At 67.5% G+C, this 25,379-nt stretch carries 24 protein-coding genes; 11 read left to right on the top strand and 13 right to left on the bottom strand.

Features of this window, described 5'->3' with window-relative positions:
* Positions 1-70: 70 nt before the first annotated feature.
* From KA383_05440 to KA383_05405, 8 genes are all read right to left on the bottom strand, one after another.
* Positions 71-1,507, bottom strand: coding sequence for a hydroxylamine oxidoreductase (locus KA383_05440; GenBank protein ID MBP7745555.1), 1,437 nt, complete (start codon positions 1,505-1,507; stop codon positions 71-73).
* The gene (nrfD, locus tag KA383_05435) at positions 1,504-2,646 is read right to left on the bottom strand and encodes a polysulfide reductase NrfD (GenBank protein MBP7745554.1); all 1,143 of its coding nucleotides are present in this window, start codon (positions 2,644-2,646) and stop codon (positions 1,504-1,506) included. The genes KA383_05440 and nrfD overlap by 4 nt, the downstream gene beginning before the upstream one ends.
* A gap of 71 nt (positions 2,647-2,717) precedes the next feature.
* Positions 2,718-3,719: a 4Fe-4S dicluster domain-containing protein gene (locus KA383_05430; GenBank protein MBP7745553.1), complete on the bottom strand. Its 1,002-nt coding sequence runs from the start codon at positions 3,717-3,719 to the stop codon at positions 2,718-2,720.
* Positions 3,719-4,414 (bottom strand): hypothetical protein, encoded by a 696-nt coding sequence (locus KA383_05425; protein MBP7745552.1) that lies wholly within the window; start codon positions 4,412-4,414, stop codon positions 3,719-3,721. Before KA383_05425 ends, KA383_05430 begins: the two co-directional genes overlap by 1 nt.
* Before the next feature lie 124 nt (positions 4,415-4,538).
* Positions 4,539-4,925 (bottom strand): nitrous oxide-stimulated promoter family protein, encoded by a 387-nt coding sequence (locus KA383_05420; protein ID MBP7745551.1) that lies wholly within the window; start codon positions 4,923-4,925, stop codon positions 4,539-4,541.
* Positions 4,922-5,674: a class I SAM-dependent methyltransferase gene (locus KA383_05415; GenBank protein ID MBP7745550.1), complete on the bottom strand. Its 753-nt coding sequence runs from the start codon at positions 5,672-5,674 to the stop codon at positions 4,922-4,924. The genes KA383_05420 and KA383_05415 overlap by 4 nt, the downstream gene beginning before the upstream one ends.
* 32 nt (positions 5,675-5,706) lie before the next feature.
* Positions 5,707-7,020, bottom strand: coding sequence for a hydroxylamine reductase (gene hcp / locus KA383_05410; GenBank protein MBP7745549.1), 1,314 nt, complete (start codon positions 7,018-7,020; stop codon positions 5,707-5,709).
* 15 nt (positions 7,021-7,035) lie between these two features.
* Positions 7,036-7,818: a 4Fe-4S binding protein gene (locus KA383_05405; protein MBP7745548.1), complete on the bottom strand. Its 783-nt coding sequence runs from the start codon at positions 7,816-7,818 to the stop codon at positions 7,036-7,038.
* A 129-nt stretch (positions 7,819-7,947) separates the two neighbouring features.
* Between KA383_05405 and KA383_05400 the strand changes: the two genes are divergently transcribed.
* Both KA383_05400 and KA383_05395 read left to right on the top strand, forming a co-directional pair.
* Complete coding sequence (locus KA383_05400) at positions 7,948-8,646, top strand: Crp/Fnr family transcriptional regulator (protein ID MBP7745547.1); 699 nt, start codon at positions 7,948-7,950, stop codon at positions 8,644-8,646.
* Positions 8,647-8,676: 30 nt separating this feature from the next.
* Positions 8,677-9,537, top strand: coding sequence for a zinc-dependent peptidase (locus KA383_05395; GenBank protein ID MBP7745546.1), 861 nt, complete (start codon positions 8,677-8,679; stop codon positions 9,535-9,537).
* On the opposite strand, the gene KA383_05390 is transcribed toward KA383_05395, so the two are convergent.
* On the bottom strand, positions 9,458-10,396 hold the full coding sequence (locus KA383_05390; GenBank protein ID MBP7745545.1) for a radical SAM protein: 939 nt from the start codon (positions 10,394-10,396) through the stop codon (positions 9,458-9,460). The two genes, KA383_05395 and KA383_05390, sit on opposite strands and share 80 nt — an antisense overlap.
* Positions 10,397-10,419: 23 nt before the next feature.
* Entirely contained in the window at positions 10,420-11,742 is a 1,323-nt protein-coding gene (locus KA383_05385) for a DUF2029 domain-containing protein (GenBank protein ID MBP7745544.1), read from the bottom strand.
* Between the two features lie 111 nt (positions 11,743-11,853).
* On the opposite strand from KA383_05385, the gene KA383_05380 reads away from it, so the two are divergent.
* From KA383_05380 to KA383_05355, 6 genes are all read left to right on the top strand, one after another.
* A complete protein-coding gene (locus KA383_05380; protein ID MBP7745543.1) occupies positions 11,854-12,564 on the top strand; it encodes a response regulator transcription factor in 711 nt (236 codons plus the stop codon).
* Positions 12,565-12,631: 67 nt separating this feature from the next.
* Positions 12,632-14,377: a PAS domain-containing protein gene (locus KA383_05375; protein ID MBP7745542.1), complete on the top strand. Its 1,746-nt coding sequence runs from the start codon at positions 12,632-12,634 to the stop codon at positions 14,375-14,377.
* Between the two features lie 125 nt (positions 14,378-14,502).
* Positions 14,503-15,378: a phosphate ABC transporter substrate-binding protein gene (locus tag KA383_05370; GenBank protein ID MBP7745541.1), complete on the top strand. Its 876-nt coding sequence runs from the start codon at positions 14,503-14,505 to the stop codon at positions 15,376-15,378.
* 30 nt (positions 15,379-15,408) lie between these two features.
* Positions 15,409-16,554 carry a phosphate ABC transporter permease subunit PstC gene (locus tag KA383_05365; GenBank protein ID MBP7745540.1) on the top strand — a complete coding sequence of 382 codons (1,146 nt, stop codon included), beginning with the start codon at positions 15,409-15,411 and terminating at the stop codon, positions 16,552-16,554.
* Between the two features lie 5 nt (positions 16,555-16,559).
* The gene (gene pstA, locus KA383_05360; GenBank protein MBP7745539.1) at positions 16,560-17,909 is read left to right on the top strand and encodes a phosphate ABC transporter permease PstA; all 1,350 of its coding nucleotides are present in this window, start codon (positions 16,560-16,562) and stop codon (positions 17,907-17,909) included.
* A 52-nt stretch (positions 17,910-17,961) separates the two neighbouring features.
* Positions 17,962-18,765 (top strand): phosphate ABC transporter ATP-binding protein, encoded by an 804-nt coding sequence (locus tag KA383_05355; protein ID MBP7745538.1) that lies wholly within the window; start codon positions 17,962-17,964, stop codon positions 18,763-18,765.
* Positions 18,766-18,839: 74 nt separating this feature from the next.
* Here KA383_05355 and KA383_05350 read toward each other — a convergent pair whose 3' ends face one another.
* The gene (locus KA383_05350; protein ID MBP7745537.1) at positions 18,840-19,238 is read right to left on the bottom strand and encodes an Hsp20/alpha crystallin family protein; all 399 of its coding nucleotides are present in this window, start codon (positions 19,236-19,238) and stop codon (positions 18,840-18,842) included.
* A gap of 51 nt (positions 19,239-19,289) precedes the next feature.
* Positions 19,290-19,724, bottom strand: a complete 435-nt coding sequence (locus tag KA383_05345; protein ID MBP7745536.1) for an Hsp20/alpha crystallin family protein — start codon at positions 19,722-19,724, stop codon at positions 19,290-19,292.
* 429 nt (positions 19,725-20,153) lie between these two features.
* Between KA383_05345 and KA383_05340 the strand changes: the two genes are divergently transcribed.
* From KA383_05340 to KA383_05330, 3 genes are all read left to right on the top strand, one after another.
* Entirely contained in the window at positions 20,154-21,638 is a 1,485-nt protein-coding gene (locus tag KA383_05340; GenBank protein ID MBP7745535.1) for a DegQ family serine endoprotease, read from the top strand.
* A gap of 144 nt (positions 21,639-21,782) precedes the next feature.
* A complete protein-coding gene (locus KA383_05335; GenBank protein MBP7745534.1) occupies positions 21,783-22,931 on the top strand; it encodes a PAS domain S-box protein in 1,149 nt (382 codons plus the stop codon).
* A complete protein-coding gene (locus tag KA383_05330) occupies positions 22,928-23,560 on the top strand; it encodes a response regulator transcription factor (GenBank protein MBP7745533.1) in 633 nt (210 codons plus the stop codon). Before KA383_05335 ends, KA383_05330 begins: the two co-directional genes overlap by 4 nt.
* A gap of 25 nt (positions 23,561-23,585) precedes the next feature.
* Here KA383_05330 and KA383_05325 read toward each other — a convergent pair whose 3' ends face one another.
* Positions 23,586-25,340 (bottom strand): response regulator, encoded by a 1,755-nt coding sequence (locus KA383_05325; GenBank protein MBP7745532.1) that lies wholly within the window; start codon positions 25,338-25,340, stop codon positions 23,586-23,588.
* Positions 25,341-25,379: the final 39 nt, after the last annotated feature.

Raw genomic sequence — 25,379 nt, 5'->3', positions numbered from 1 at the left:
CGCAACCAGAAAGCCACGGTCGCAGGCGGCCGTGGCTTTCTGCTTGCGCTTCAACCCCCAACCCGCGCCCCTACTGCCCGTAGCGCTTCTTGAATTCCTCCATCTGCTGCTGGCGCCGGGCTTGCTCCGCCGGATCGAGCTTGTTCAGGTACCACTGGTGGTTGGCGCTGTTGAGCACCTCTTCCAGCTTCTTGCCCAGCGCCTCCGCCGCGGCGGTTTTCTCCGGCACGCCGGACGCCTTCCCCGCGTGCACCAGTTCTTCGAGCTCGGGCACGTACTCGGAATAGAAGTGCTTGGCGACCTCGTAGGTGCCGTGCCAGTGCGTGTAGTCCGGCCCCATCATCGACGCCCCGTGCCGCGCCCGCCGGCCCTCGTGGTGCCAGATTTCATACCACGTGAAATCGATCTTGTTGGAGAACTCCACCGGCCGCAGCAGCGGCTTGGCCAGCGTGTACAGTTCCAGGCCTGGTTGCGCGAACTTTGCGTGGTATAGCTCGATCAAGCTGTCGTACTGCACGTAGAAGTTGTCGACCCACTGGTTCGCGTGACAATTGAGGCACACGTCCTTCATTGCCGCGCGACGCTTCTCCCAGCCGACCTCCGCGCCCGGCAGCCCCATCTTCTTGTCGCTGATCTCCGGGCGGATCGAGAGCGCCGGCCGGTTGTTCCAACTGATTCGCAGACCGACGTCGTGCGATACCGGCTGGTTCTTCGTCGCACTCATGTGGCATGTCGCGCAGGTCGGGGCCAGGCTGTAGTCCTCGCCCACGATCCACTTCGGCGAGGCCAGGTTCAGCTTATCTTTGTGCGCGCGAAACGCGATGCCGTGCTTCGACTCGTAGTAGATCTCCATCTGCGGATGGTCCGGCCCCATGTGGCACTTGCCGCAGTTATCCGGGTTGCGGGCCTGCTCCGCCGAAAACGCGTGCCGGCTGTGACACGCCGAGCACGAGCCCTCCGAGCCGTCCGGATTGATCCGGCCGATCCCGGTGTTCGGCCAGGTCGCGGGGTCGAGCTTGCCGCCGGGCAGCACCTTGATCTCCGTGCCGTGGCATTGCCAGCAGCCAAGCACGGCCGACGCCGCGACGCCGTTCTGGAACGCGGGCGTGATCATGCCGCGGTTACCCTCGACGACCTCGGCCAGCGTGTTGTCGAGCGAGCCCAGGATGCGCGCTCCCTTCGAATGGTGGGAGCCGCTGAATTCCTGCGCCTCGCGCGCGTGGCAGCGGGCGCAGTCCTTCGGCGAGACGATCGTGGCGATCCACTGGCCCTCATGCTTGAAGGCATCGGGCTCGCCTTCCTGCGCGGCGTGGCATTCGTAGCAGCCGATGTTGGCGCGGTAGTGCTTGCTCGTGCCCCATTGCTGGTACACGGCCGTGCTGTCTTTCTTGTGGCACTCGATGCAGGCCTTGCTCTCCGCGGACAGCTCGGTCAGGCCCCAGGTCTGCGCGGTGGCCGCGACGGCCCCGCATGCGGTGGCGATGATGCCGAGGACATTGCGGTTCATGACGGTTGGACTCCGTAGCGTTTCGCGTAAGTCAGATCGCCGGCCAGCACCGGCACGGAGATACGGACGAAGATCGTGTAGAGCAGCAGGCCGAAGGCCCAGATGCCCAGGCAGACCAACACCTCGCGCAGCGTCGGCGTGTACTCCACGATCTCGCCGAGCTGCGTCGGAATGAACGCCGGCACGATCAGCCCCATGCCCTTCTCGATCCAGATGCCGACGATGGCCAGCACACAGGCGGTGTTCAGAAAACGCAGGGCCCGCGACGCCGGCAGCACCAGCAGGATCGTCGCGACCAGGTTGAACGCGATCGCCGTCCAGATCCACGGCACCAGCGCGTGGCGGCCGTGCAGCCCGAAGTACAGGTAGCGCGACGATGCCAGGTGCGCGGTGTCCGCGTAAAACTCCGTGAACACCTCGCAGCCCAGCAGGAAAAAGTTGATGATCATCGCGACCTGCACGATCCGGCGCAGCGTGAACAGCGCGTCGTCGGTGACGCGGTGCCGCGTGAACCGCCGGACGACCTGCAGCGTCAGGATGATGAACGCCGGCCCGGCGGCGAACGCGCTGGCCAGGAAGCGCGGGGCAATGATGGCCGAGTTCCAGAACGGCCGCCCGCCGAGACCGACGTACAGGAACGCGGTCACCGTATGAATGCTCACGGCCCAGACGATCGCGATGAACACGAAGGGCACGTAGAAGACCGGCGACGGCTTGCGGCCGCAATACGCGGAATACAGCAGATAGCCACAAATGTGCAGGTTCAGCAGCAGGTAGCCGTTCAGCGCGATCACGTCCCACGTCAGCATCGAGATCGGGAAGTTGAAGCGCAGCAGCAGGTGCGCCGCCCGGTCCGGCCGGCCGAGGTCCACCGTCACGAACAGCAGGCACATGATGATCACCGCGACGGCGAGCAGCTCGCCGAAGATGACCACGTCGTGCAGGTGCATGTTGCGGTACACATAGACCGGAATCACCAGCATCGCCGCCGCCGCCGCGAGACCGACGAGATAGGTGAAGTTCGCGATGTACAAGCCCCACGAGACCTGGTCGGTCATGCCAGTGGTCACCAGGCCCTGCACGAGCTGCTGGCAGTAGGCATACACGCCCAGCAGCGTGACGACCGTCAGGACCGTCATCCAGGTGTGGTAGCGCCAATCGCCAACGAAGCTGAGGCGGACGCACTCCCACAAGAACGTGCAGTAGCGCTTCACGCCCCACCTCCCGGCTCGGCCGGGCTGATCGGCTCGTGATAGCGGCTGCCGCGCTCGTCGAAGTAGTAGAAGAAGCGCGGCAGCGTGCCGACCTCTTCCTTCAGGACGTACACGCGCTTCTGCCGCAGGATGTAGGCGACCTCGCTCTCCGGGTCGAGCACGTTGCCGAACTTCCGCGAGCCCGTCGGACAGACCTCCACGCACGCCGGCATGCGCCCGACGCGCGTGCGATGGAGGCAGTACGTGCACTTCTCCATCACGCCCTTCGCGCGCGGGCGGTTCGAGAGATACGCCATGTCCGGGTTGAGTTCGTCGGCCGGCACCTGCGGCTCCGCAAAGTTGAACCGCCGCGCCCAGTACGGGCACGCCGCCTCGCAGTAGCGGCATCCGATGCACCAGTCGTAATCGATCACCGTGATGCCGTCCGGCTCCTGCCACGTCGCCTCGACCGGGCAGGCCTTCACGCACGGCGGCTTCTTGCACTGGTGGCATTGCACCGGCATGTAGTAGCTGTCGTGCTCCGGCACGATCGGCGGGTCGTAATGATGGTCCGACGTCTCGACGTCGATACTGCCTTTCTCCATCTTCAGCACCCGGATGTACTGAATTTCGGGTGCCCGCGACTGGTTGTTCTCGCGGACGCACGCGTGCACGCACTTGCGGCAGCCGATGCAGCGGCTGAGGTTCAGGGCGTAGACGTATTCCACCCCGTCCAGCGGCGGCGGATCACTCACCCGGGGCGTCACCTGGTAACGCTGCGCAACCTCGTGCGTGACACGCTCCAGCACCGCCCGCTTCTCTTCGGGCGTCATCTCCTTGTAGTGCCGTTGCAGGAGCTGCGCCAGCGTCGGCCGATCGCCCGGCGCGAGGTCCTTCAGGGGCGAGAGTGCCGCCGCCAGCGCGGACGCCCCCGCAACCGTCGCGGCGCCTTTGCGCAGGAAACCGCGGCGGGTCAGTCCGGGCGTCGCAGGGCCGGGATCCGGCCGGGACGGGTCCATCACTCCTCCTCCGGGCTTGCGTGCCCAGCCTCGGACCGCCGGTAGATGCGCAGTGGATCGGTCGCCGGGTGCTCCTCCGGGAAGCGCTGCTCACCCATCCGGAGCGTGTTCGGCGGCGGGGCCGGATGCATGGGCGGGAACGGCGGCTGGTGTGGGTCGTGGCACTGGATGCACTTGAGCCGCCTCTGCGCGCCGCGCTGCTCGTCCCAGTAACCGTTTGTCCGCCCGTGGGCCCCTTTCAGCCAGTCGCGATACACCGGCCCATGACACTTGGCGCAGAGCAGTTGCGGCTGGTCCGCCGGGATCTCTCGGCCCCAGTCATCCACGTACGTATCCCGATTCGTCGGATGGTGACAGTTGAAGCAGCGCGTGTTGATGCCGTGCTTCAGGACAATGTCGCGATGTTGCGTCAACGGGCGCGTCGTTTCCGGCGGCGAGGTGAACAACCGGTGGCAATCGCTGCAGCGATACGTGAAGCCGGCAAGTTGAATCTCGGCCTTGAGTTTCGGCTGCCGCACCGGCGTCGGGTCAATCGCCCACGCCGGCACAACCGTCGGTGGCGGCACCGGGTCGCCGAAGCGCCACGGGTCCGCGACGAGCACGGCCGCCAGCGCCAGCAGCACCAGCGGCACTACGATCGCGCGCAGACGGCCATCGCGCGCTGCCGGCTCGGTGGTGGCCGCGGGTTCACCCACGGGGGACTCCTGACCTCAGACGTGCGGTGCCCAATACCAGCCAACAGCATATGCAAATCTGGTCGCGAGCGGGTTGATCCAAATCAAGTTTGCGGCCGCTCCGTCGTGCGCGCTTTCGGGCGACTCAGGTGAACAGGTGCAAGGCATAGTGCAGTCGCCCCTTAAGCATCAACCGTATGCCCGCGTATCGCATGACCGCTCGAATCTGCGCGCGGTACTCCGGCGCGTAGCAGTGCGTCGGACATTTCCTGCAAATCGGTTTCTGGTTATACGGGCAGCGCAGCCGCATCACCACCGCATGCTGCAGCAGCTTGCGGCAGACCCTGCACAACTCCACGGGCCGGCCACACAGCGCTGCCAGTTCGATGGTCCTTAACTCGACGGGCACACGTTCGGCAGCGCGGTGTTGGCTGTGGCAGTACACGCGGACAAACGTGGCCAGCGTGCGCAGGTCACGTCGCAGCGTGCGCCCGGTGCGCGCTGCTGCCCCGGCCGCAACCAACCTGCTCATCGCTCCGCCACCACGATGAGATCCGTGCTCCGGTCGCGCTCGTATGCAGCGCCGCGATAGCCGCCGTAGCACCGCACCTCTCGCGCGCCGGCCTGCCCCGCCATGCGCACTACGTCCGCCGCTTCGAGCCCCAGAAACGTCGGGCAGTCGTAGCGCGGCACCACTCCGTCCGGCATCAGCGTCAGATCGACCAGGTCAACGAACCCCCGGTTGCCCGCGCGGTGCACGCCCTTGACGAGCACGTGGTCCACGCCGTCGATCGGCACGCGCTTGCACTTCTGCCACACCGTCGGCCCATCCGGCAGATGCCAGAGGTTCAGCACTTGGAGCACGCACACGCCGCCGGGCCGCACCGCGCTGAGCATCTGCCGGACCGCGCGCTCGGCCGTGGCGATGTCGGCGGCCAGCGCCAGCGAATTGCCGACACAGATCGCAGCATCGAAAAAGCCGGCGGCCTCGACCGGTTGATCGAACGGCCGCACGACCCAGCGCAGCGTCGGCGATTCGCCAAACTGCCGCTGGCATTGCGCGATCATCGCGGGACTGAGGTCGGCGCCTTCGACTGCGCAACCCCACGAGCGGAACATGGCCGCGTGCCGGCCGGTGCCGCAGGCTGCGTCGAGCACCCGGCGTACGCCGTTGCGCTCGAACAGCCCGCGGTAAAACGGCTCCTCGTTGGCCAGCCGTTTCGGCCAGTCGATCAGGGCATCGTAGCAGTCGGCCCGGTCGTCGAACGCGGGAGTGCTCATGGAACTCGTCCTGGCCAGTGCCGCGCCGGTCACTACGCCACGGGTGCCAGCGCCTCCTGGAGGTCCGCCAGTGGCGTCTTGTTGCTGGTCAGCTTCAGATCGTACTTGTCCTGCAGGATGCGGAACACGTTCGGCGACACGAACGCCGGCGCCGCCGGACCAATGCGAATGCCCTTCACGCCCAGGGCGAGCAGCGTCAGGAGCACCGCCACCGCCTTCTGCTCGAACCACGACAGCACGATCGTCAGCGGCAAGTCGTTCACACCGCAATTGAATGCCTTCGACAGCGCGACCGCGACCTGGATCGCGCTGTAGGCGTTATTGCACTGCCCCATGTCGAGCAACCGCGGGATCGGCCCGACACCGTCAAGCTGGAACGTGCCGAAGTCGTGCTCGCGAATCCGGTACTTGCCGCAGCCCAGCGTCAGAATCAGGCTGTCCGGCGGCGTCGCGTTCGCGTAATCGGAGAAGTAGTTGCGGCCGACCTCCGCGCCGTCGCAGCCGCCGATCAGGAAAAAGTGCTTCAGCTTACCGGCCTTCACCGCCGCCACGATCTTATCCGCCAGCCCGAGAATCACCGACTGGTGGAACCCGATGGTGGATTCGCGCGTCGGCACGTTCTTCAGCGGCGTGCAGCGCTTCGCGCATTCGATGACCGCCGAGAAGTCGTTGCTCGTCAGCCGCGTGCCGCCCGGCACCGCCGTGACGCGTGTGGTGAACAGCCGATCCTTGTACTCCTCGCGCGGGATCAGCACGCAATTCGTCGTCGCCAGGATCGCGCCGGTGAAATCGACGAACTCGCGCTTCTGCTTCTGCCACGCCCCGCCGAAGTGCCCGGCCAGGTGCGGGTACTTCCGCAATTCCGGGTACATGTGCGCCGGGAGCATCTCGCCGTGCGTATACACGTTTACACCCGTGCCGGCGGTCTGCCTCAGCAGGTCGTCCAGGTCCACCATATCATGCCCGGTGACGAGGATCCCCGGGCCGGCCTTCGTGCCCTCGTAGACCGTCGTCGGCGACGGCGTACCGAAACGCTTCACGTGCCCCTCGTCCAGCATCTGCATGACGCGCAGGTTCTGGCGCCCGCATTCGAGCACCAGCTCCAGCAGGCTGCTCATGTCGAAGTTGACATTCGTGACCGTGGCGAACAGGGCTTCTTCGGTGAACGCGTCCACCGCTTCATCGACCATGCCCAGGCGCCGCGCGTGATGCGCGTAAGCGGCCATCCCCTTCAGCCCGTACAGCAGGATCTCCTGCAGCGACTGCATGTCGGCGTCTTTGCCGCACACGCCGATCTCGGTGCACCCCTTGCCGCGGGCCGTTTGTTCACACTGGTTACAGAACATGCGCGTTGCTCCTTGTTAGTGAGTGTCCCGGCCGCAGGCCGGAGTGGTTTCCTGAAATGCGCCGCCGTCGGCGGGTATTTCGCGTTGCGCGCCGATCGCGCCACGCGTCGTGATGACCACGTCCCGGATCGGCAGCGTGCTGCCCGCCAACCGCCGTGCCTCGAGCACCGCCTGTAGGATACCCGTACAGCACGGCACTTCCATATGCACCACCGTGATTCCGGCGAGCTCGTTGGCCGCGATCATCTCCGCCAGCTTCTCCACGTATCCCCGCGTGTCGTCCAGCTTCGGGCACGCAATCGCCACCGCATGGTCCCGCAGAAACCGCCGGTGGAAATCCGCGTACGCCACGGGCACGCAGTCCGCGGCCACCAGCAGCTTCGCTCCACGCAGCACGGGCGCCGCGGGCGACAACAGCCGCAACTGCACCGGCCAGTGGGTCAACTCGGATGGTTGCTCCGCCGCGTTGGCGGGCACGCGCTCCGACCGGCGTTCAAACTGGGCGAAACGCGTTCCAGGGCAGCCGCTGTGTTGCGGCCGCGACGCCGGCGCGTGCTGCACAGCGCGCTGTCGCGCCGCCACGGCCGCCGCGTCAAACGCTTCGCTCTCGCGCTTCTCGATCCGAATCGCCCCGCGCGGGCAGTGCCCCAGGCAGGCCCCCAGCCCATCGCACAACCGATCCGCGACCAGCCGTGCCTTGCCGTTCACGATCTGCAGCGCGCCCTCCTCGCACGCCGGCACGCATTGCCCGCAGCCGTCGCACAGCTCTTCTTCGATCAGGACCACGTCTCGCAGCATCGCCAATCCTCGCCGTGACGGGTGCGGCGTCACCGCTTGCCCGTCGAGGCATAGTTTCGGACAATGCACGCCACCAGACCTTGATCTGGATCAAATTAGTACTAATTTTCCTGCTGAGGCCGCCATTCGATGAACCCCGTCGTGCACGACATCATTCGCAAGTGCCGCCTGTTCAACAAGTTAACGGAAGATTCCCTCGTCCTGCTCAGCGGACAGGCGCGCCTGGTCCGGTTCAAAAAGGGCACCCAGATCTTCCGCCAGGGCGACGATTGCCCTGGCCTGTATTGCGTCGGCACGGGCGTCGTCCGCGTCTACAAGCTCGCTCCCAGCGGCAAAGACCACGTCCTGCACTTCGCCGAGCCCGGCAAGACGTTCGCCGAAATCGCCGTCATCGGTCGCTTTCAATGCCCCGCGCACGCGGAGGCGCTGGAAGACACGGAGTGCGTGCTTCTGCCGGCGGAGACTTTTCGCCGGCTGCTGGCGACGAACCACGAATTGTGCGTCCAGTTTCTCGAGGGCATGGCGCACTGGGTACGGCAGCTCATCGGCCTGATGGAAGATATCGTGTTGCGCGACGCGCTCGGCCGGGTCGCGGGCTACCTCCTGCGGGTCGACGGTTCGGTCACGGGTGGCACGTTCACGCTGCCGGTGTTGAAGAAGGACCTCGCGAGCCACCTGAACGTCACGAGCGAGACGCTCTCGCGCACGCTGCGCCGCCTCGCGGAAATCGGCCTGATCGATCTGCCGGACGCCCAGAGCATCACCATTCGCGACCGCGCGACGCTGGCCGACATCGCGGAGGGCCTGCCGCCGGGCGAGTTCGAATAGCCGCCCGCGCTGACTGGAGATCATACGCGCATGTTCGGGTTCAAGCGCCGTCGCCGTCGTCGCCTGCGGGCCCAGCCGTTGCCGCCCGGTTGGCTGGCCGTGCTGGCGCAGCGTGTGCCCTACTACCATCGGCTTACGCCCGACGACCAGGCCGAGCTGCGCGGACACATACAGGTGCTGCTCGCTGAGAAGCGTTTTGAAGGCTGTGGCGGCGTTGAAGTTACCGATGAGATGCGCGTCATGATCGGTGCGCAGGCCGCGCTGCTGCTGCTGAATCGCGACACGGACTACTTCCCCAAGACGGACACGATCCTGATCTACCCGGACCGCTACTACGCCGAAACGACGCAGCGCCTGCCCGGCGGCGTGGTGGCCGAGGGCGTGACCGGGCGGGCGGGCGAGTCGTGGTACCGTGGCCCCGTCGTGCTGTCGTGGACAGACGTCCGCGCCGGCGCCGATCGGCCCGCCGACGGCCGCAACGTCGTCCTGCACGAGTTCGCCCACCAACTCGACAGTGAGTCCGGGGCGGTCGAGGGTGCGCCGGCGCTGCCCAAGCGATCCATGTACGCGGACTGGCAGCGCGTGCTCGGCGGCGAGTACGAGCGCCTCGTTGACGACCTGCGGCACGGTCGGCCGACGCTGATCAACCCCTATGGTGCCACGAGCCCGGCGGAGTTCTTCGCCGTCGTCACGGAGGCGTTTTTCGAACTGCCGATCCCCCTCCAACGCCGCCACCCGGACCTCTACGAACAGTTCCGCCTATACTACCGGCAGGACCCGGTCACACGTTTCACCCCGGCCGTCAGTCCGTTCAATCGAAACGCCACAAACCCGCCGCTCGCGCCAGGCGATACGCCCCCGTCATCTCCTGGGCCGTCACGCGGCGATTGACCTCCGCGAACCGCACGTCGGTGCCGTCGGATTCGCGCCGTCCGACCAGGTTCGCCGGCCGGTACTGGGCCATGATGTTCACATACGTATCCGGCGAGACCTCGTCCGCCAACCAGCGGAAAATCGCCGCGCTCTCCGCCAGCAACCCCGGCATGACCAAGTGCCGCACCAGCACGCCGCGACACGCTACGCCGTCGCGTGTGAGCCGCAGCGGCCCGACCTGCCGGTGCATCTCGGCGATCGCGCAGCGCGCACGTGCGGCATAATCGCGCGCGTGCAGATACCGCTCGCCGGCGTCGTCCGACCACAGCTTGAAATCCGGCATGTAGATGTCCACGAGCCCGTCGAGCATTTGCAGCGACTCAAGCGCATCGTACGCACTCGTGTTATAGACAATCGGAATGTGCAGCCCCAGCCCCACCGCATCCGCCAGTGCTTCCAGGACTTGCGGCACGACATGCTCCGGCGTCACGAAGTTGATGTTGTGACAGCCCGCGTCCTGCAGCGCCAGCATCATGTCGGCAATCGCGTCGGGCCCGCAGACCTGCCCGTCCAGCGTCTGACTGATGTCTGCATTCTGGCAGAATACGCAGCGCAAGTTGCAGCCGGAGAAGAAGATCGTCCCGCTGCCGCGCGTGCCACGCAGGCAACCCTCTTCGCCGAAGTGCGCGAACGCCGAGCTCACGCGGGCGTGACGACCTACCTGGCAAATACCAAGCTCTCCCGCCGTGCGGTCGACGCCGCAGTGCCGCGGACAAGCCGTGCACGCGGCCAGACCGGCCACGGCCGCGACCGCTCGCTCACGCAGCACCGCCTTCCGCCCTGGCGTAAGGTACGCCGGCGTGCAGCGCTCGACCACGAAGGCATTCTCGTCGCGTGCGTTCACGCTATCGACCCACCGTCTTGCGGCTCTGGCGCCTCCGCGCGCAGCGTGCCGCACACGGCCACCAGCCCCGCGCCAGCCGCGACCGCACCCAGTGCAATCAGGCCCAGCGCCTCGGCGTAGTTCGCCCCGGCCGGCGTGATAATGTCACTTGTCAGCGTGCACAGCGCGAACGAAATCGCCAGCGACACGCCGACCACACGCCTTCGCCGCGAATGCCGTGCATCCGCGAGATACGTCAGCAAGACCGAATATGGCAGCAGCAGCGTCACGAAATGCGCCTTCCATGACAGGCCCGACAGTAGCAGCATCCCAATGAACACCAAACCCAGCTCCGCCGCGTGGGCGAGCGGTCGCCGCGCCACACGGCCGCGCCCGCGACAAGCCCACGCCAGCACGCCCAGCACGCCGGCGCTGAGCGCGAGGCGCAGGCCGTTCCGCGCCGCCGCCGACAGCTCGATCAACGTCACCTGCACATAACGTTCCGCATCGATGGTCGGACCGAACAGCCGGTTGAGAATGCCCACCAGCGCCTGGTTGGTGTGCTCCGAGCGCACAGCGCCCTGCGTCACAAAGCCTGCCACGACCGCGTTGTACCATCCGCCCAGCAACTGCAGATTCTGCTCCCAACCCAGCCACACCGCCGGCCAGATCACAAGACAGACGAGCAAGCCCGCCGCCGCCCCCACCCACGTCCGCCACCACCCCTTGTACGCCCAGTAGACGAGCAGCAACGCCGGCGTGAGCTTCACCGCCGCGGCGACGGCGATTATCGCGCCGGCCGCATACCAGCGCCCGCGCGTCGCCAGCCAGCACCCGCCCAGCACCATGCACAGCAGCAGCACGTTGATGTTTCCCATCCCGAAATCGTTGTCGATGAACCGCCACGTGCAGAGCAGGCTGCCCAGCGCGACGATCGGCGGCAGGTCCTCGCCCGGCCGACTGCACAACCGCCACGCCAGGCGCAAAGCCACGACCAGCGCAATCCACTTCGCCGTCTCAAACACGGCCGCGGCCGCGGCCGCGGGCAGCTTCGTCAGCGGCCAGATCAACGTGAGAAAGAACGGCGGGTAGATGTAAAACGGGTTCGCGGCATAGAAGGTCCGGCCATCGGATTGCGCCAGCTCGACCGCGTTGGCGAGCCACCCGCGCAGGTCCGGGTTGTGCCAGCGCATGCGCTGCTGAAACGCGATCTGGTCCCCGATGAACGGCAATGCCAGCAGCAGGCACAAGGCCAGCAGGGCCGCCCCGCCGCTGCGCACGCGAAAGCCGCGGTGCCCCCAGCCAAGGCGGGCCAAGATGCGACGCCCGTTTTCTGTCACGCGGCACTCCTGCAGCGAATCGGGGGCTAACCTGGTCTTAATCGGGCCTTGAACAACTGGTAACATGTTATTGACAGACTGGGCCGTGTTCGAGTCCCTCGGAGTCTGCCGATGAGCGACCGCGCAACCATCCTGGTGGTCGAGGACGAGGTCGACCTGGCCGACCTGCTCTGCTACCACCTGGAACGCGAAGGCTACCACTGCCGACGCAGCACCGACGGTGAGCAGGCCCTGGCCGAGGCGAGCCGCCAGCCGCCCGACCTGATGATCCTCGACCGCATGTTGCCGCGTTTGTCCGGCGACGAGGTCGCGCTGCGGATGAAGCGCGATCCGCGCACCGCCGGCGTGCCGATCATCATGCTGACCGCCAAGGCCGAGGACGAGGACGAGCTGGTCGGGTTCGCGCTCGGCGCCGACGATTACGTGCGCAAGCCGTTCTCCGTGAAGCTCGTGCTCGCGCGAGTCGCGGCGGTCATGCGCCGCCAGCGCACCGCCAGCGGCAAGCGCGAGGTGCTCAGCGCCGGGCCGCTGGTGCTCGACCACGGGCGCCACGAGGTCCAGGTCGACGGCCGCGCGCTCGACGTTACCGCCACCGAGTTTCGCATACTCGCCGTGCTGATGGCCGCGCGCGGCCGCGTGCTGACGCGCGAGCAGCTCATCGACAACGCCCTCGGCCAGGGCGCCGCCGTCACCAACCGCGCCATGGACGTGCACATCGCCGCTCTGCGCAAGAAACTCGGCAGCGCCGCCCCCTGCATTCACACCATCCGGGGCGTGGGGTATGCTTTCCGGCTGCCGGATAGCGCGCCGGAGGCCACGTAGACGGGATACGACCATCAGCGGCCGGCCGTGGAGATTCCTGATCGGCGGGGGCGTCCTGTGTGTGGTTGTGTGCGCGCTCGCCATCTGGCTCCTCGGCCGCGCGCAGGAAGAGCAGCAGTCCCGGCAGACCCAGCGTGACCTGCTCACCCAGGCCCGCCTGCTCCGCGACGTCATCCGCGCTTCCGAGGCACACGCGCAGTCCCACGCCGTGTCCGAACTCGTCCAGACGCTGACGGCGGCCGGCGTGCAGGTCGCCCTGCTTGGACCCGACGGCACTGGCGGACCCGATCGCACCAGCGACTTCCAGGAAACCCCCGAGGTGCGCCAAGCCATTCGTCCCGGCGGCGAGTGGGGCGCCGACACGCGCCCCTGGGGCCATGAAGGCCGCCCGCACATCATGGTCGCCGTCCGCGTCCGAACCGACGACGACGTGCCGTTGGCCGTCGTCTGGCTGGCGCGTCCGCGCTGGACACTGACCGCCGATCCCGTCGCCGCCGCGCAGGTGATCGGCGTGGTCGCGGCCACCGTGGCCGCCCTGCTACTCGCCCTGTTCTTCCTCAATATCCGCCTGCGCCGGCGTGTGCTCAAGCATGCCATCCGCGCGATCCGTACGCTGTCGGCCGGCGACCTGTCCGCGCACTTGGCCGTCGGCGATGACAGCGCGTTCACCGGCGTCACCGCCGCGCTCAACACGCTGCGCCGCCGGCTCACCGGCCAGCTCAAGGTCATCGACCGCCAGCGTCACATGCTGCAGGCTCTCGTGGACCACCTGCAGGAGGGCGTGATCGTCACCGGCAGCGACGGCCGCATCGCCCTGATCAACCCGCCGGCGATCCAGATGCTGGACCTCAAGCCCGGCCCCGGCGGAAAGCTCGTCGGCGTCCCGCTCGAAAACGTGATTCCGCACCACCCGCTGCAGCAACTGCTTAGTCCGCGCGAGGCCGCGGCACCCGAGCCCGACGTGGAAATCCGCCTCGCAGTCGAGAGCCCCGCGGGCACTGCGCATCTTGTCGCGCGCGGCACGCAGGTCACGCTCGCCGAACCCAACGCGGACGCCGGCGCCGCGCCCGTCGGCCGGGTCGCGCTGCTGAGCAACGTGACCGAAGTACAGCGCCTGCTCCAGATGCGGACGGACTTCGTCGCGAACGCGTCGCACGAGCTGCGCACACCGCTCTCGACGATCCGCGCCGCCGTCGAGACGTTGCTCGCAATGGACCTCGCCACCGAGGGACCTGCCGCACGCTCGTTCCTGGAGAAGATCGATCGCCACAGCGAGCGGCTGCAACTGATGGTTGCGGACCTGCTCGACCTCTCGCGGCTGGAGACGCCGACGGAGCGCTTCGAGCCGGAAGCGCTCGACTGCAAACGCTGGCTGCAGGATCTGGAGAGCCGTTTCGCCGAAGCGCTCGAACGCAAGAGCCTGCACTGGCAGGCGACCCGCGTGCCGCCGGACGCGCGCACGATGCTCGCGAACCCTCATCTGCTGCGGCTGGCGATTGACAACCTCGTCGACAACGCCATCAAGTTCACCGAGCCCGGCGGCCACGTGAATCTCGAGCTGCGTGTCGCCGGCGACGAGGCGGTCTTTCGCGTGACCGACGACGGCTGCGGCATCCCGCCCGAAGACCAGCAGCGCGTCTTCGAACGTTTCTACCAGGTGCAGCGCGCCCGCTCCGGACCGCAACGCGGCACGGGCCTCGGACTCTCCATCGTCCGCCATGCCGTCGGCGCCCTGCGCGGCCGCGTCCAACTCGAAAGCCGGCCGGGAGCCGGGACGCAAGTGACGGTGACCATCCCCCAGGACGCGGCCTGACCGGCGCTGGCCAATTTGTCACCTGACCTTAACCGAGCATTAACACGCCACGGCTATGACTCCGGTGTGCGCCGACCAGGCGCGCCCCCTGGGGTGCACACGATGACAGGAGTCGAGGGATGATGATGCGAAACATGTGCTCGGCGATGGCCCTGGTGACGGTGTGCGGGTTCTGCATGGCGGCCCCGGCGCCGGCCCAGGATGGCGGCGGCAACAAGAACGAGCTGGTGGTAGACGGCTCAACGACCGTGGGCCCGATCGCCAAGGCCCTGGCGGAGTACTACCTCGCGGCCAACAAGGACGTGAAGATTAGCGTCAGCGAGTCGGGCAGCGGCAACGGCGCGAAGAGCCTGATTAACAGCACCTGCGACGCGGCCACCATGTCGCGCTTCATGAAGGACGAGGAGTTCAAGGCCGCGGTCGACAAGCGCGTCCTGCCCATCGCACACGTGATCGCCCTGGACTGCATCGCCGTCGTCGTCCACCCCAGCAATCCCGTCAAGAACCTCACGCTCGACCAGGTGCGCGACATCTACACCGGCAAGATCACGAACTGGAAACAGGTCGGCGGCCCCGATCTGAAGATCGTCAAGATCAGTCGCGACACCAACAGCGGCACGTACGAGTCCTTCGACCACTTCGTCATGAACCAGGAGAAGATGGCCGCGGACGTCGAGTACGTCGGCAGCAACGGCGCCATCCGCCAGCGTATCCAGAGCACCAACGCCGCCATCGGCTACCTCGGCCTGGGCTTCGTCGATCGCACCGTCAAAGAACTGACGATCGGCAACGTCGTCCCCACCCGCGAGACGTGCCTGTCCGGCCAGTATCCAATCAGCCGGCCGCTGTACATGTTCACCAACGGCTACCCGAAGCTCGGCAGCCACCTGCACGCTTACGTCACCCTGTACTTAACGCCCAAGGGCCAGGAGATCATCGAGGCGCTCGGCTTCGTGCCGCTGACCAGCTATCCGCCCGCGGCCGGCCCCGCCAAAGAGTAGCAGCGCGTGACGACCCAGGCCGCCGGAGCTGTGCTGGTGCGCACCGCGCACCCGCGCCCGCTGCGCCTCAGCAGGCGCGCGAGCCGCCTGCGCGCGCTGGTTGCGCTGGCCGGGCATGGCGTCCTGCTGCTGATCACATCCAGCTCCGCGCTGGCCGTGCTGTTCATCTTCTTCTACATCGCGCGCGACGCCGTGCCATTCTTTCAGCTCCGCGGCCTGCGCGAGTTCTTCACCAGCACGCACTGGTATCCGTCGCGCGACCCAGCCGAGTTCGGCGCGCTGGCCATCTTTGTCGGCAGCGGCCTGGTCACACTCGGAGCGGCGCTCGTCGCGGTTCCGCTCGGCGTGCTCGGCGCGGTCTGCCTGAGCGACGTCCTGCCGTTCAGTTTCCGGCAGATCGTCAAGCCGGTCATCGAGGTGCTCGCGGCGATTCCCTCGGTGGCCTACGGGTTCTTCGCACTGGTCGTGTTCGCACCGCTGCTCCAGAGCCGGGGCGGCACCGTCCTGATGATCGGCTGGTGGTGCCTCGCCGGACCGCTGGCGGCGCTCGCCCTGTTCGTCCTGAGCGACCTGCTCACCGCGCGCGTCGCACCTGGCCGCGGCAGCAGCTGGGCGCGTGTGGTCGTCGCCGTCCTGCTCACCCCCGGCGCCCTGCTTCTGCTCGTGTGGGTTGGGCAACACCTGGCGCAGGTCCAGGTCCCCAGCGGCGCCAACGCCCTGAACGTCTCCATCATCCTCGGCATCATGGCCTTGCCTACGATCACCAGCGTCTCCGAGGACGCCCTGCAGGCCGTCGGCCGCGAGCTGCGCGAAGGCGCCTACGCCCTGGGCGCCACCCGCGCCGAAGTCCTCGTTCGCGTCGTCATCCCCGCTGCCGCCAGCGGCATCTGTGCCGCCGTTATCCTCGGCCTGATGCGCGCCATCGGCGAAACGATGGTCGTCTGGATGGCCTCCGGCAACGCCGCCCAGATTCCCCAGCCCTGGTACAACCTGCTGCAGCCGGTGCGCACGCTGACGGCCACTATCGCCGGCGACATGGGCGAGGCCGACCACGTGACCGGCTCGGCCCGCTACCACGTACTGTTCGCGATGGCGCTGGCCCTGCTCACCATCGCGTTCATCTGCAACCTGGTCAGTGAGCGTGTCATCCGGCGCTCCGTCCGCAGGCACGGCTGAAGAACATGCGCCTCGGAACACGCAAAGTACTGGACCGCTCGTTCACCGGACTCGGGTCCTTCTCGATCGTCCTGGTCGCAGCGGCGCTCGTCGTGCTGCTCGCGCCCATCATCGCCCGCGGAGCGACCGCGTTCGTCTTCCGCGGCACCGTCGAGTATCGCCGGATGATGCGGGCGCATTTCGACAGCGGCGACCAGGCGGCCGTCGAAGCCGAAGTGGCCGCGGCCACCGCTGCCCGCCAGCCGATCTACGACGCACTGGCGAGCTTCGAGCAGAAGCTGCCCGGCTATCCCGCCGCTCAGCGCCGGGCCTATCGCGAGTCGCTGGACGACCTGAAGACCAACCTGCGCACCCTACTCGGCCCACTTCCCGGCGATCCCCCGCCCGCCCTGGTCCGTGACGCCTACGGCCAGACGCGCTGGGACCGCGCGCAGCTCAAGCTCCGGCAGATCCTGTATGTACAAACCTGGGACTACGGCCCCGACGGCCAGCAACAGGGCCGCCCCGTGTTCACCCCGCGCGTCAACGAGTTCAAGGGCACCGCGGTCGAGCCGATCTTCGAGTACCTCCCCACACACCTCGCGGATCTGCTGCGCCCCCAGCTCACGTTCTACTGGCGCTTCCTATTCGACACCGCGGTCGATGCGCATTTCTTCGGCGGCATCTGGCCGGAGGTTCTCGGCACGTTATATCTCACGCTCGGGGCCATCTTCTTCGCCGTTCCCATGGGCATCGTCTCGGCCATCTACCTCGTCGAATACGCCGGCGAAAACTGGCTCGTCAGCCTCCTCCGCAGTTGCATCAGCACGCTGGCCGGCGTCCCCAGCATCGTCTTCGGCCTGTTCGGGCTGGCGTTCTTCATCAATGCCCTGCACGTCTCGCCGGCAAAGAGCGTCCTGACCGGCTCATTGACTCTGGCCCTGCTCATCCTGCCCATGGTCATCCGCGCCTCCGAGGAAGCCCTCCGCGCCGTGCCCCGCACCTTCAAGGAGGCCGCCCTTAGCGTCGGCGCCAGCAAATGGCACGCCATCGTCACCGTCGTGTTCCCCGCCGCCCTGCCCGGCATCCTCACCGGCGTCGTCATCAGCATGGGCCGCGCCGCGGGCGAAACCGCCCCGATCATCTTCACCGCCGCCGTCAGCGCCGGCCCTGCGCTCCGCATCTGGGAGACGCTGACCCAGCCGACGCCGGCGCTGCCGTGGAACATCTACAACCTGTGCACCGAGCACGCGGCCGTCGATGAAATCCGCCACGTGCAGTACGGCATGGTCCTGACCCTGCTAGCGCTGGTGCTGGCCCTCAATGGCGCGGCCCTGGTGGCCCGCGCCCGCATCGCGCGCCGCTTGTCGAGGTAATCGGATGCTCATGAGCCCCGCCGAACCCATGCTGCGCAGCCCGTTCCCGCTGATGTCCGCCAGCGCGGCGTTGCCCGACCGCGGCGCGCCAAGCGCCGCCTCCGCGCAGCAGCACGTCACCGCGGACCGCTTCTCGGTCTTCTATCGACAAAACGCCGCGGTCAAGGATGTCTCACTCGCGATTCCGCGCGGCCGCATCACCGCCATCATCGGCCCCAGCGGCTGCGGCAAGAGCACCCTGCTGCGCGCGATCAACCGCATGAACGACCTCATCCCCGGCTGCCACACCACCGGCCGGCTGCTCCTCGAGGACGAGGATATCTACGGCGCCCAGATTGACGTCACGCTCCTGCGCAAGCGCGTCGGCATGGTCTTTCAGAAACCCAACCCCTTCCCCAAGTCGGTCTTCGACAATGTCGCCTACGGCCCGCGCATTCACGGCGTCCGCCGCGGCGAGCTGGCCGAAGTCGTCGAGCGCAGCCTCCAGAAGGCCGCCCTCTGGGACGAGGTGAAGGACCGCCTCGCGGACAGCGCCCTCAGTCTCTCCGGCGGCCAGCAGCAGCGCCTGTGCATCGCGCGGGCGTTGGCGGTCGAGCCGGAGCTACTTCTCATGGATGAGCCCACCTCCGCACTCGACCCCATGGCGACCGACCGCATCGAGAACCTGATGGCCGAGCTGCGCGGCAACTACACGATCATCATCGTGACGCACAACATGCAGCAGGCCGCCCGCGTCTCCGACATCACCGCGTTCCTCTACGTCGGCGAACTGATCGAAGTCGACGACACCGCCCACATCTTCACCAACCCGAGCAACCCCCGCACCCAAGACTACATCACCGGCCGCTTCGGATAACCGACGCCCCGCTCCGCCCTTCCAGCAGGGTGCGGAGCGGGGCCTGTCTTGAACACGCTGACAATGGTGCGTCGTCAGCCAGCCTTCACTGCGATCTTACGCGGCATCAGCTCCTGCACCATCGGCAGATGCAGCGTCAGCACGCCGTCACGCAGCTCGGCCTCGATCTTGCCCGCGTCGATGCCCTGCCCGACCTCGAACGCACGGTAGAAATCGCCGATGCCGTACTCCCGCAGCAGGTAGTTCGTCCGCGGATCCTGCCGCGGCGTCACGCGCCCGCTGATCGTGAGCTGGCCGCGCTCGTACCGCACGTCCAGGCCCTCGGGCGTCACGCCCGGCAAGTCCGCGATCAGCATCAGCTTGCCGTCCGTCTCCACGATATCGACGGCCGGGACGTATGTCTGACCGCCGCGGACGCGCTCCGGCGTCAACGCCTGCGCTTCACTCTTCTGGATGCTGGTTTCGGTGGCCATGACCACACCTCCAATGCTTGTTTCGATTTCCGCGTCGCCGCCCGATGTCCCCTACGCCGTCTTCACCGTGATGCGCTTCGGCCGCGCGGCCGCTGCCTTGGGCAACTGCACCGTCAGCACGCCGTCCTTCAGCACGGCCTCGACCTTGTCCGCGTCCACGTCGCACGGCAGCGTCAGCATGCGCACGAACTCGCCCAAGGTGCGCTCCTGCCGCTGATACGCGACCTTCTTTTCGTTCGCCTGCGCACGACGCCGTCCCTTGATCGTCAACTCGTTCCCGACGGCGTAGACCTCGAAATCGTCGCGCGCCACGCCGGGTAGCTCCGCTTCCACGAACACCGCCTCACCGTTGTCCCACACGTTCAGCGCGGGGAACTGCGCCTGCCGCCAGGGCGCACCGGTGACGCCAAAGCTATCGAGCAGGCGGTCCATCTCCCGGCGCAGCTCGCCGAAGGGCCCTGTCAACGCCATACGATCCGGCCACATGGTCTGCCTCCTTGATTTTCTATAACTCGCCGACGCCGCCGCTCGGCGTCGTTCCGCCAGACGCAACGGCAAATCGCGTGCCATGCGCGGCAACAGGCGCAAATCTCCTCTGCACAATGCGTTACAATTACTCCCCCGTTGAGACGCCGCGACTGCCGGATGGTCAACTTGGCAGTCCGCCCGCCCGACGTCCGCCACTTCGACCCGGGCTGCGCAGCTTTTCGCTTGCCCATCCGCTCCGTCTGCGGCGGCATCACCTGTCATTTTGGCCGGCCGGCCACGACGCCCGACACACGCCCCACCTGTCAAAATCGCGCCGCCGCGGGCGTAATCCACCGCGCCACGCGGCACGCGTCTTGCTCCCCGGCGCGAACAGGCTGGCTTGTTTCGGCGTACAAAGTCATGCATCAGCAATAAAGGAGCAGAATCATGAAAACCCGTAGAGCCCTGATTTACGTTTTGGTCGTCGCCGGCTGCGCCGTTCTGCTCGGAACGGCCTGGCCCGACTTCGTGAGCCGAGTTGCCTACGCCGTCGAGCGCGGCCAGGCCACCGCCGCCCGCGAGCAGCTCAAGCTAGCACGTGATCTGTCCACCGCTTTTGAGGACGTCACCAAAGCTCTCACGCCCTCCGTGGTGAACATCCGCTCGACGAAGAAGCTCCCGGTCAACCAGCGCTTCCCGGGCCTGCCCTTCGAGGACGACTCGGCGAACGACCTGCTCGAACGCTTCTTCGGCGAACGCCTGCCACGTGAAGCCCCTGGCCGTGAGTACGTGCAGCGCGGCCTCGGCAGCGGCGTCATCGTGACGAAGGACGGCTACATTCTCACGAACAACCACGTCATCGACAGCGCGAACCAGCTCACGGTCACCCTCTCTGACAACCGCGTGTTCGAAGCCAAGGTCGTCGGCACGGACCCCAAGACCGACCTCGCCGTCGTCAAGATCGAGGCCGATAAGCTGCTGCCCGCCGTACTCGGCGACTCCGACCAGATCAGGGTCGGCGAGTGGGTGCTCGCCATCGGCAATCCCTTTGGGCTCGCGCACACGGTCACGGCGGGCATCGTCAGTGCCAAGGGCCGCGCCAACATGGGCATCACCGACTACGAGGACTTCATTCAGACCGACGCGGCCATCAACCCCGGTAACAGCGGCGGCCCGCTCGTCAATCTCGACGGCCAGGTCATCGGCATCAACACGGCCATCGCGAGCCGCACCGGCGGCTACCAGGGCGTCGGCTTTTCCATCCCCGCGAACCTGGCGCGCCAGATCATGGACAGCATCATTGACAAAGGCAAAGTCGTCCGCGGCTGGGTCGGCGTCGCCATCCAGAACCTCACGCCGGACTTGGCGGAGTCCTTCGGTTTCGAGAGCACCGAGGGCGTGCTGGTGGGCGACGTCTCGGCAGACGGGCCCGCCCAGAAAGCCGGGCTCCAGGCCGGCGACATCATCCTCAAGTTCAATGGCAAGGCGGTCGGCGACATGAACCAGTTGCGTAACGCGGTCGCCGCCACCGCCCCCGGGACCCGTGCCGAAGTGGACATCCTCCGCGACGGCAAGCGCAAGGCCCTCACGATCGAGGTCGGCGAGCTGGAGGGGCAGGCCCAGATGGCCCGCGGCCCGGACGGTCAGCGCGAAGACCTGGGCATGACCGTCCAGACGCTCACGCCCGAATTGGCGCGCCAGCTCCGGCTCGACGGCCAGACCACAGGTGTGGTGGTGACCAGCGTCGAGCCCGGCGGCGTCGCCGAGCGCTGCGGGATCCTGCCCCAGGACGTCGTCACCAGCGTCGGTGGACAAAGCGTCGCCAGCATCAACGAGTTCCGCGCCGCCATCGCCGACCGCAACCTGTCTAAGGGCATCCTCCTGCGTGTCCGCAGCGGCGACTCCCAGCGCTTCGTGCTCCTGAAGCGCTGAGCGGTCGCCCGCCCGCCGGCCCCTTCCCACGCCGGGAAGGGGTCGGCGGCAAGACCGCCCCCCGCCCGAGTTGGCTTTGACACTTCCCAGTGCCTATCATGGGATGGGTAGACATAGTCCAGACTGCAAGTCGCGGAAAGCAGCATGCCCAGTCCACGTAAGGCCCGCGCGCCCGCCGCGCCCCGCAGCCGTTCGCGCCCGGCCGCGTCCCGGTCCGCGTCGGCGGATGAGCATTACCGCCTCGTGTTCGAACGCGACTTGGCCGGCGTCTACCGCACCACCCTCGATGGCCGCATCCTCGAATGCAACCGCTCGTTCGCAACCATGCTTGGCTACCGCTCCCCCAGGCAGGTCATGGCCGGCTCCGCCAAGGACCTGTACTTCGGCGACGGGGACCGCAAGGCCTTCATTGCCCGCCTGCGGCAATCCGGCGAGTTGACGAACTCCGAGCTGTGCCTGCGCCGCCGCGACGGCACGCCGATTTACATCCTCGAGAACGTCAGCCTGGTGCCCGACGCGCGCGGCCGGCTCACGGTCATCCAGGGCACCATGGTGGACATCACGGAGCGCAAACGCGCCGAGGAGGCCCTGCGCAACAGCGAACAGCGCTTTCGCGCGCTCGCCGCCGACCTACGCCGCCTGAACCAGCACCTGCAAACGGTGCGTGAAGAAGAACGGGCCCGCATCGCGCGCGAATTGCACGATGAGCTCGGACAGGCGCTGACCGCGCTGAACATGGACGTCTACTGGTTGCGGGAACGCGCCGGCCTGAATGAGGCTGCCTGCACCCGCCTGGTCTCGATGGGCAACCTGCTCAACACGACGATCCAGGCCGTCCGGCGCATCTGCGCCGACCTGCGCCCGATGCTGCTCGACGACCTCGGCCTCGTCGCCGCGCTCGAGTGGTTCGTGCGCGACTTCAGCCAGCGAACCGGCCTGCAAGTCTCACTCGCCCTGCCGCGGACACATACGCATGTGCCCCCGGGCCCGGCCACCGCCGTCTTCCGCATTCTCCAGGAAAGCCTGACGAACGTCGCCCGCCACGCCAAAGCCACGCACGTCGCCGTCGCGCTGCGCGTGCGCCGGCGCATCCTCACCATGACCGTCACGGACGACGGGATCGGCCTCACGGCGCCGCAGGCCGCCGGCGCTGAGTCGCACGGCCTGGTCGGCATGCGCGAGCGCGCGTTGCGTTGGGGCGGGCAACTGGATGTCAGGAACTCGCCCGGCGGGGGTGCGCTCGTGCGGCTGCGCATGCCCCTCGTGGACACCGCCCCGGAGGCCACGACATGATCCGCGTTCTCATCGCCGAGGACCACGCCATCGTGCGCGAGGGCGTCAAGCGCATCATGGCAGACACTCCGGATATCGTCGTCGCCGGCGAGGCCGGCTCCGGCGCCGAGCTGCTGCGCACCGTACGCACCGGACACTGGGACGTCGTGCTGATGGATCTGGCCCTCCCGGACATGTCCGGCCTGGAGCTCCTGCCGGAATTGCGGCGCGAATACCCCGACCTGCCCGTGCTCGTGCTCAGCATGTACCCGGAGGAGCAGTACGCCGTGCGGGCCGTCAAGTCCGGCGCGGCCGGCTACGTGCACAAGGGCAATCCGCCCGACGAGCTGATCACGGCCCTCCGCATAGTCGCGGGCGGCAAGCGCTATATTTCCGCTGGCACCGCGGCCTGCCTCGCGGCGCACGTCGACACGCTCGCCGACAAGCCGCCGCACGAAACCCTCTCGAACCGCGAATACCAGGTGCTCTGCCTGCTCGCCGGCGGACACCGCGTCAGCGACATCGCCCGCGAACTCGCCCTGAGCGTCAAGACGGTCAGCACGTTTCGCACCCGCATCCTCGAGAAGCTGGGGCTGCGGCACAACGCGGAATTGACCCGCTACGCGCTCCAACACGGCCTCGTGGAATAGTCCCCCGCACCCAGCTCGCGGCCTGCTATGTCCCCCGCGTGCCGCCCAACGCGGCCGCCTCCACGTTCCGCCGCACCGTCTCCAGCAGTGTCGCGCGGTCGATCGGCTTGCTGGCATAGTCGTCGCACCCAGCCGCCAGGCATTTCTCGCGATCCTGGAGCATCGCGTGCGCCGTCAGCGCCACGATCCGCCCCCCGTAGCCTTGCTCGCGCAGCATGGCCGTCGCCGTGTAGCCGTCCATTTGCGGCATTTGCATGTCCATGAGCACGACGTCGTAGGGCGTGCCCGCCCGCTCCGCCGCCAGGGCCGCCTCCAGCGCCAGCCGCCCATTCTCCACCGTCGTGACCTCGCAACCCGCCCGCCGCAGCAGAAAGGAGATCAGACGCTGGTTGTCCGGGCCATCCTCCGCATACAGCACTCGGCCTCGCACCTGCGCCGCGGGCGGTCCGGGTTGCTCCGACGGCGACGCCGGGTCGCACTCGGCCGCCCCGAGCAGCCGCACGCCCGCCAGCGACCCGGTGGCCACGGTCAGGTGAAACGTGCTCCCCTCCCCCGGCGTGCTCGACACCGTGATGTCGCCGCCGAGCAGTTGCGCCAGCCGGCGGCTGATCGTCAGCCCCAGCCCCGTGCCGCCGTACCGGCGGGTGGTCGACGAGTCCGCCTGCGTGAACGGCCGGAACAGCCGTTCCAGTTCCGCTGGCGCCATCCCGATGCCGGTGTCGTAGACCGTGATTTGCAGGCGCCCCGCCAGCGGCGTGTCGTCGTCCCGCCCCGCCTCGTCGCACAGCAGCCGCGCCACGACGCGCACCCCGCCCTGCTCGGTGAACTTCAGCGCGTTGCCCACCAGGTTGATGAGAATCTGCCGCAGCCGGGTCGGATCGCTCTGGATGAACTCCGGCAGTGGTCCCTCGCACTCCACCTGCAAGGTCAGACCCCTGCTCGCCGCTCGCTCCGCCAGCTGCGCGTGCACCTCCGCCAACAGCCGCAGCGGCGCGCAGGCGATACGCTCCACGACCATCTGCCCCGCCTCGATCTTCGACAGGTCCAGAATGTCGTTGATGATCTGCAGCAGGTACTCGCCGTTGCGCCGGATCGTCTGCAGGAGGGCGGGCAACTGCTCACGTGCGAAGTGACAACGCTGCTCGCAGCCCTCCGCGAGCAAATCGGAAAAGCCGAGGATCGAGGTCATCGGCGTGCGAATCTCGTGGCTCATGTTCGCCAGGAACTCGCTCTTTGTCCGGCTCGCCGCCTCGGCCGCCTGCCGCGCCTCCTCCAGCGCGCTGTTGCTCGCCAGCAGGTCGAGTTGCTGCGCCTTGAGCTGCGCCCGCTGCGCTTCCAGCTCCATGTTCTGGAATTTCAGCAACAGTGCCTGCTCGCGCAGCCGGTCCTCCGACGCCCGGCGCTCGAGTGCGTAGCGGATCGCGCGCTCCAGCAACGGGGTATCGACCCGGCCTTCCACGATGAAGTCCGCGGCGCCCGCCGCCATCGCCGCCACGTCGATATCGCGATCGCCCTCCGCCGCCAGCAGGATCACCGGGGCCCGGCCGTGCTGAGCGGCCGCCGCGCGCAGAAAGTCCAGCCCGTTGTGCGGGCCGAGCCGATAGCTCACCAGACACACGTCGTGCACCTGGCGTGCCAGCCACCCGACACCCTCCTCGAACGTGGGCACGCAGTCCACCGCGTAGCGCCGCCCCGCGCTCCGGGCGAGCAAGTCGCACATCCGGCGATTCGCCGCTTCGTCGGCGCCGACCAGCAGGACTTGTATCGCTCGTTCCGCCATCGCGCGCGGTACTCCCGCATTCGGCCAGTTCGGACCCAC

Source organism: Phycisphaerae bacterium (genome assembly GCA_017999985.1).
Taxonomy (GTDB): domain Bacteria; phylum Planctomycetota; class Phycisphaerae; order UBA1845; family Fen-1342; genus JAGNKU01.
Note: the sequence above shows the minus strand (reverse complement) of the source record. Positions and strands in the feature narration are given on the sequence as shown.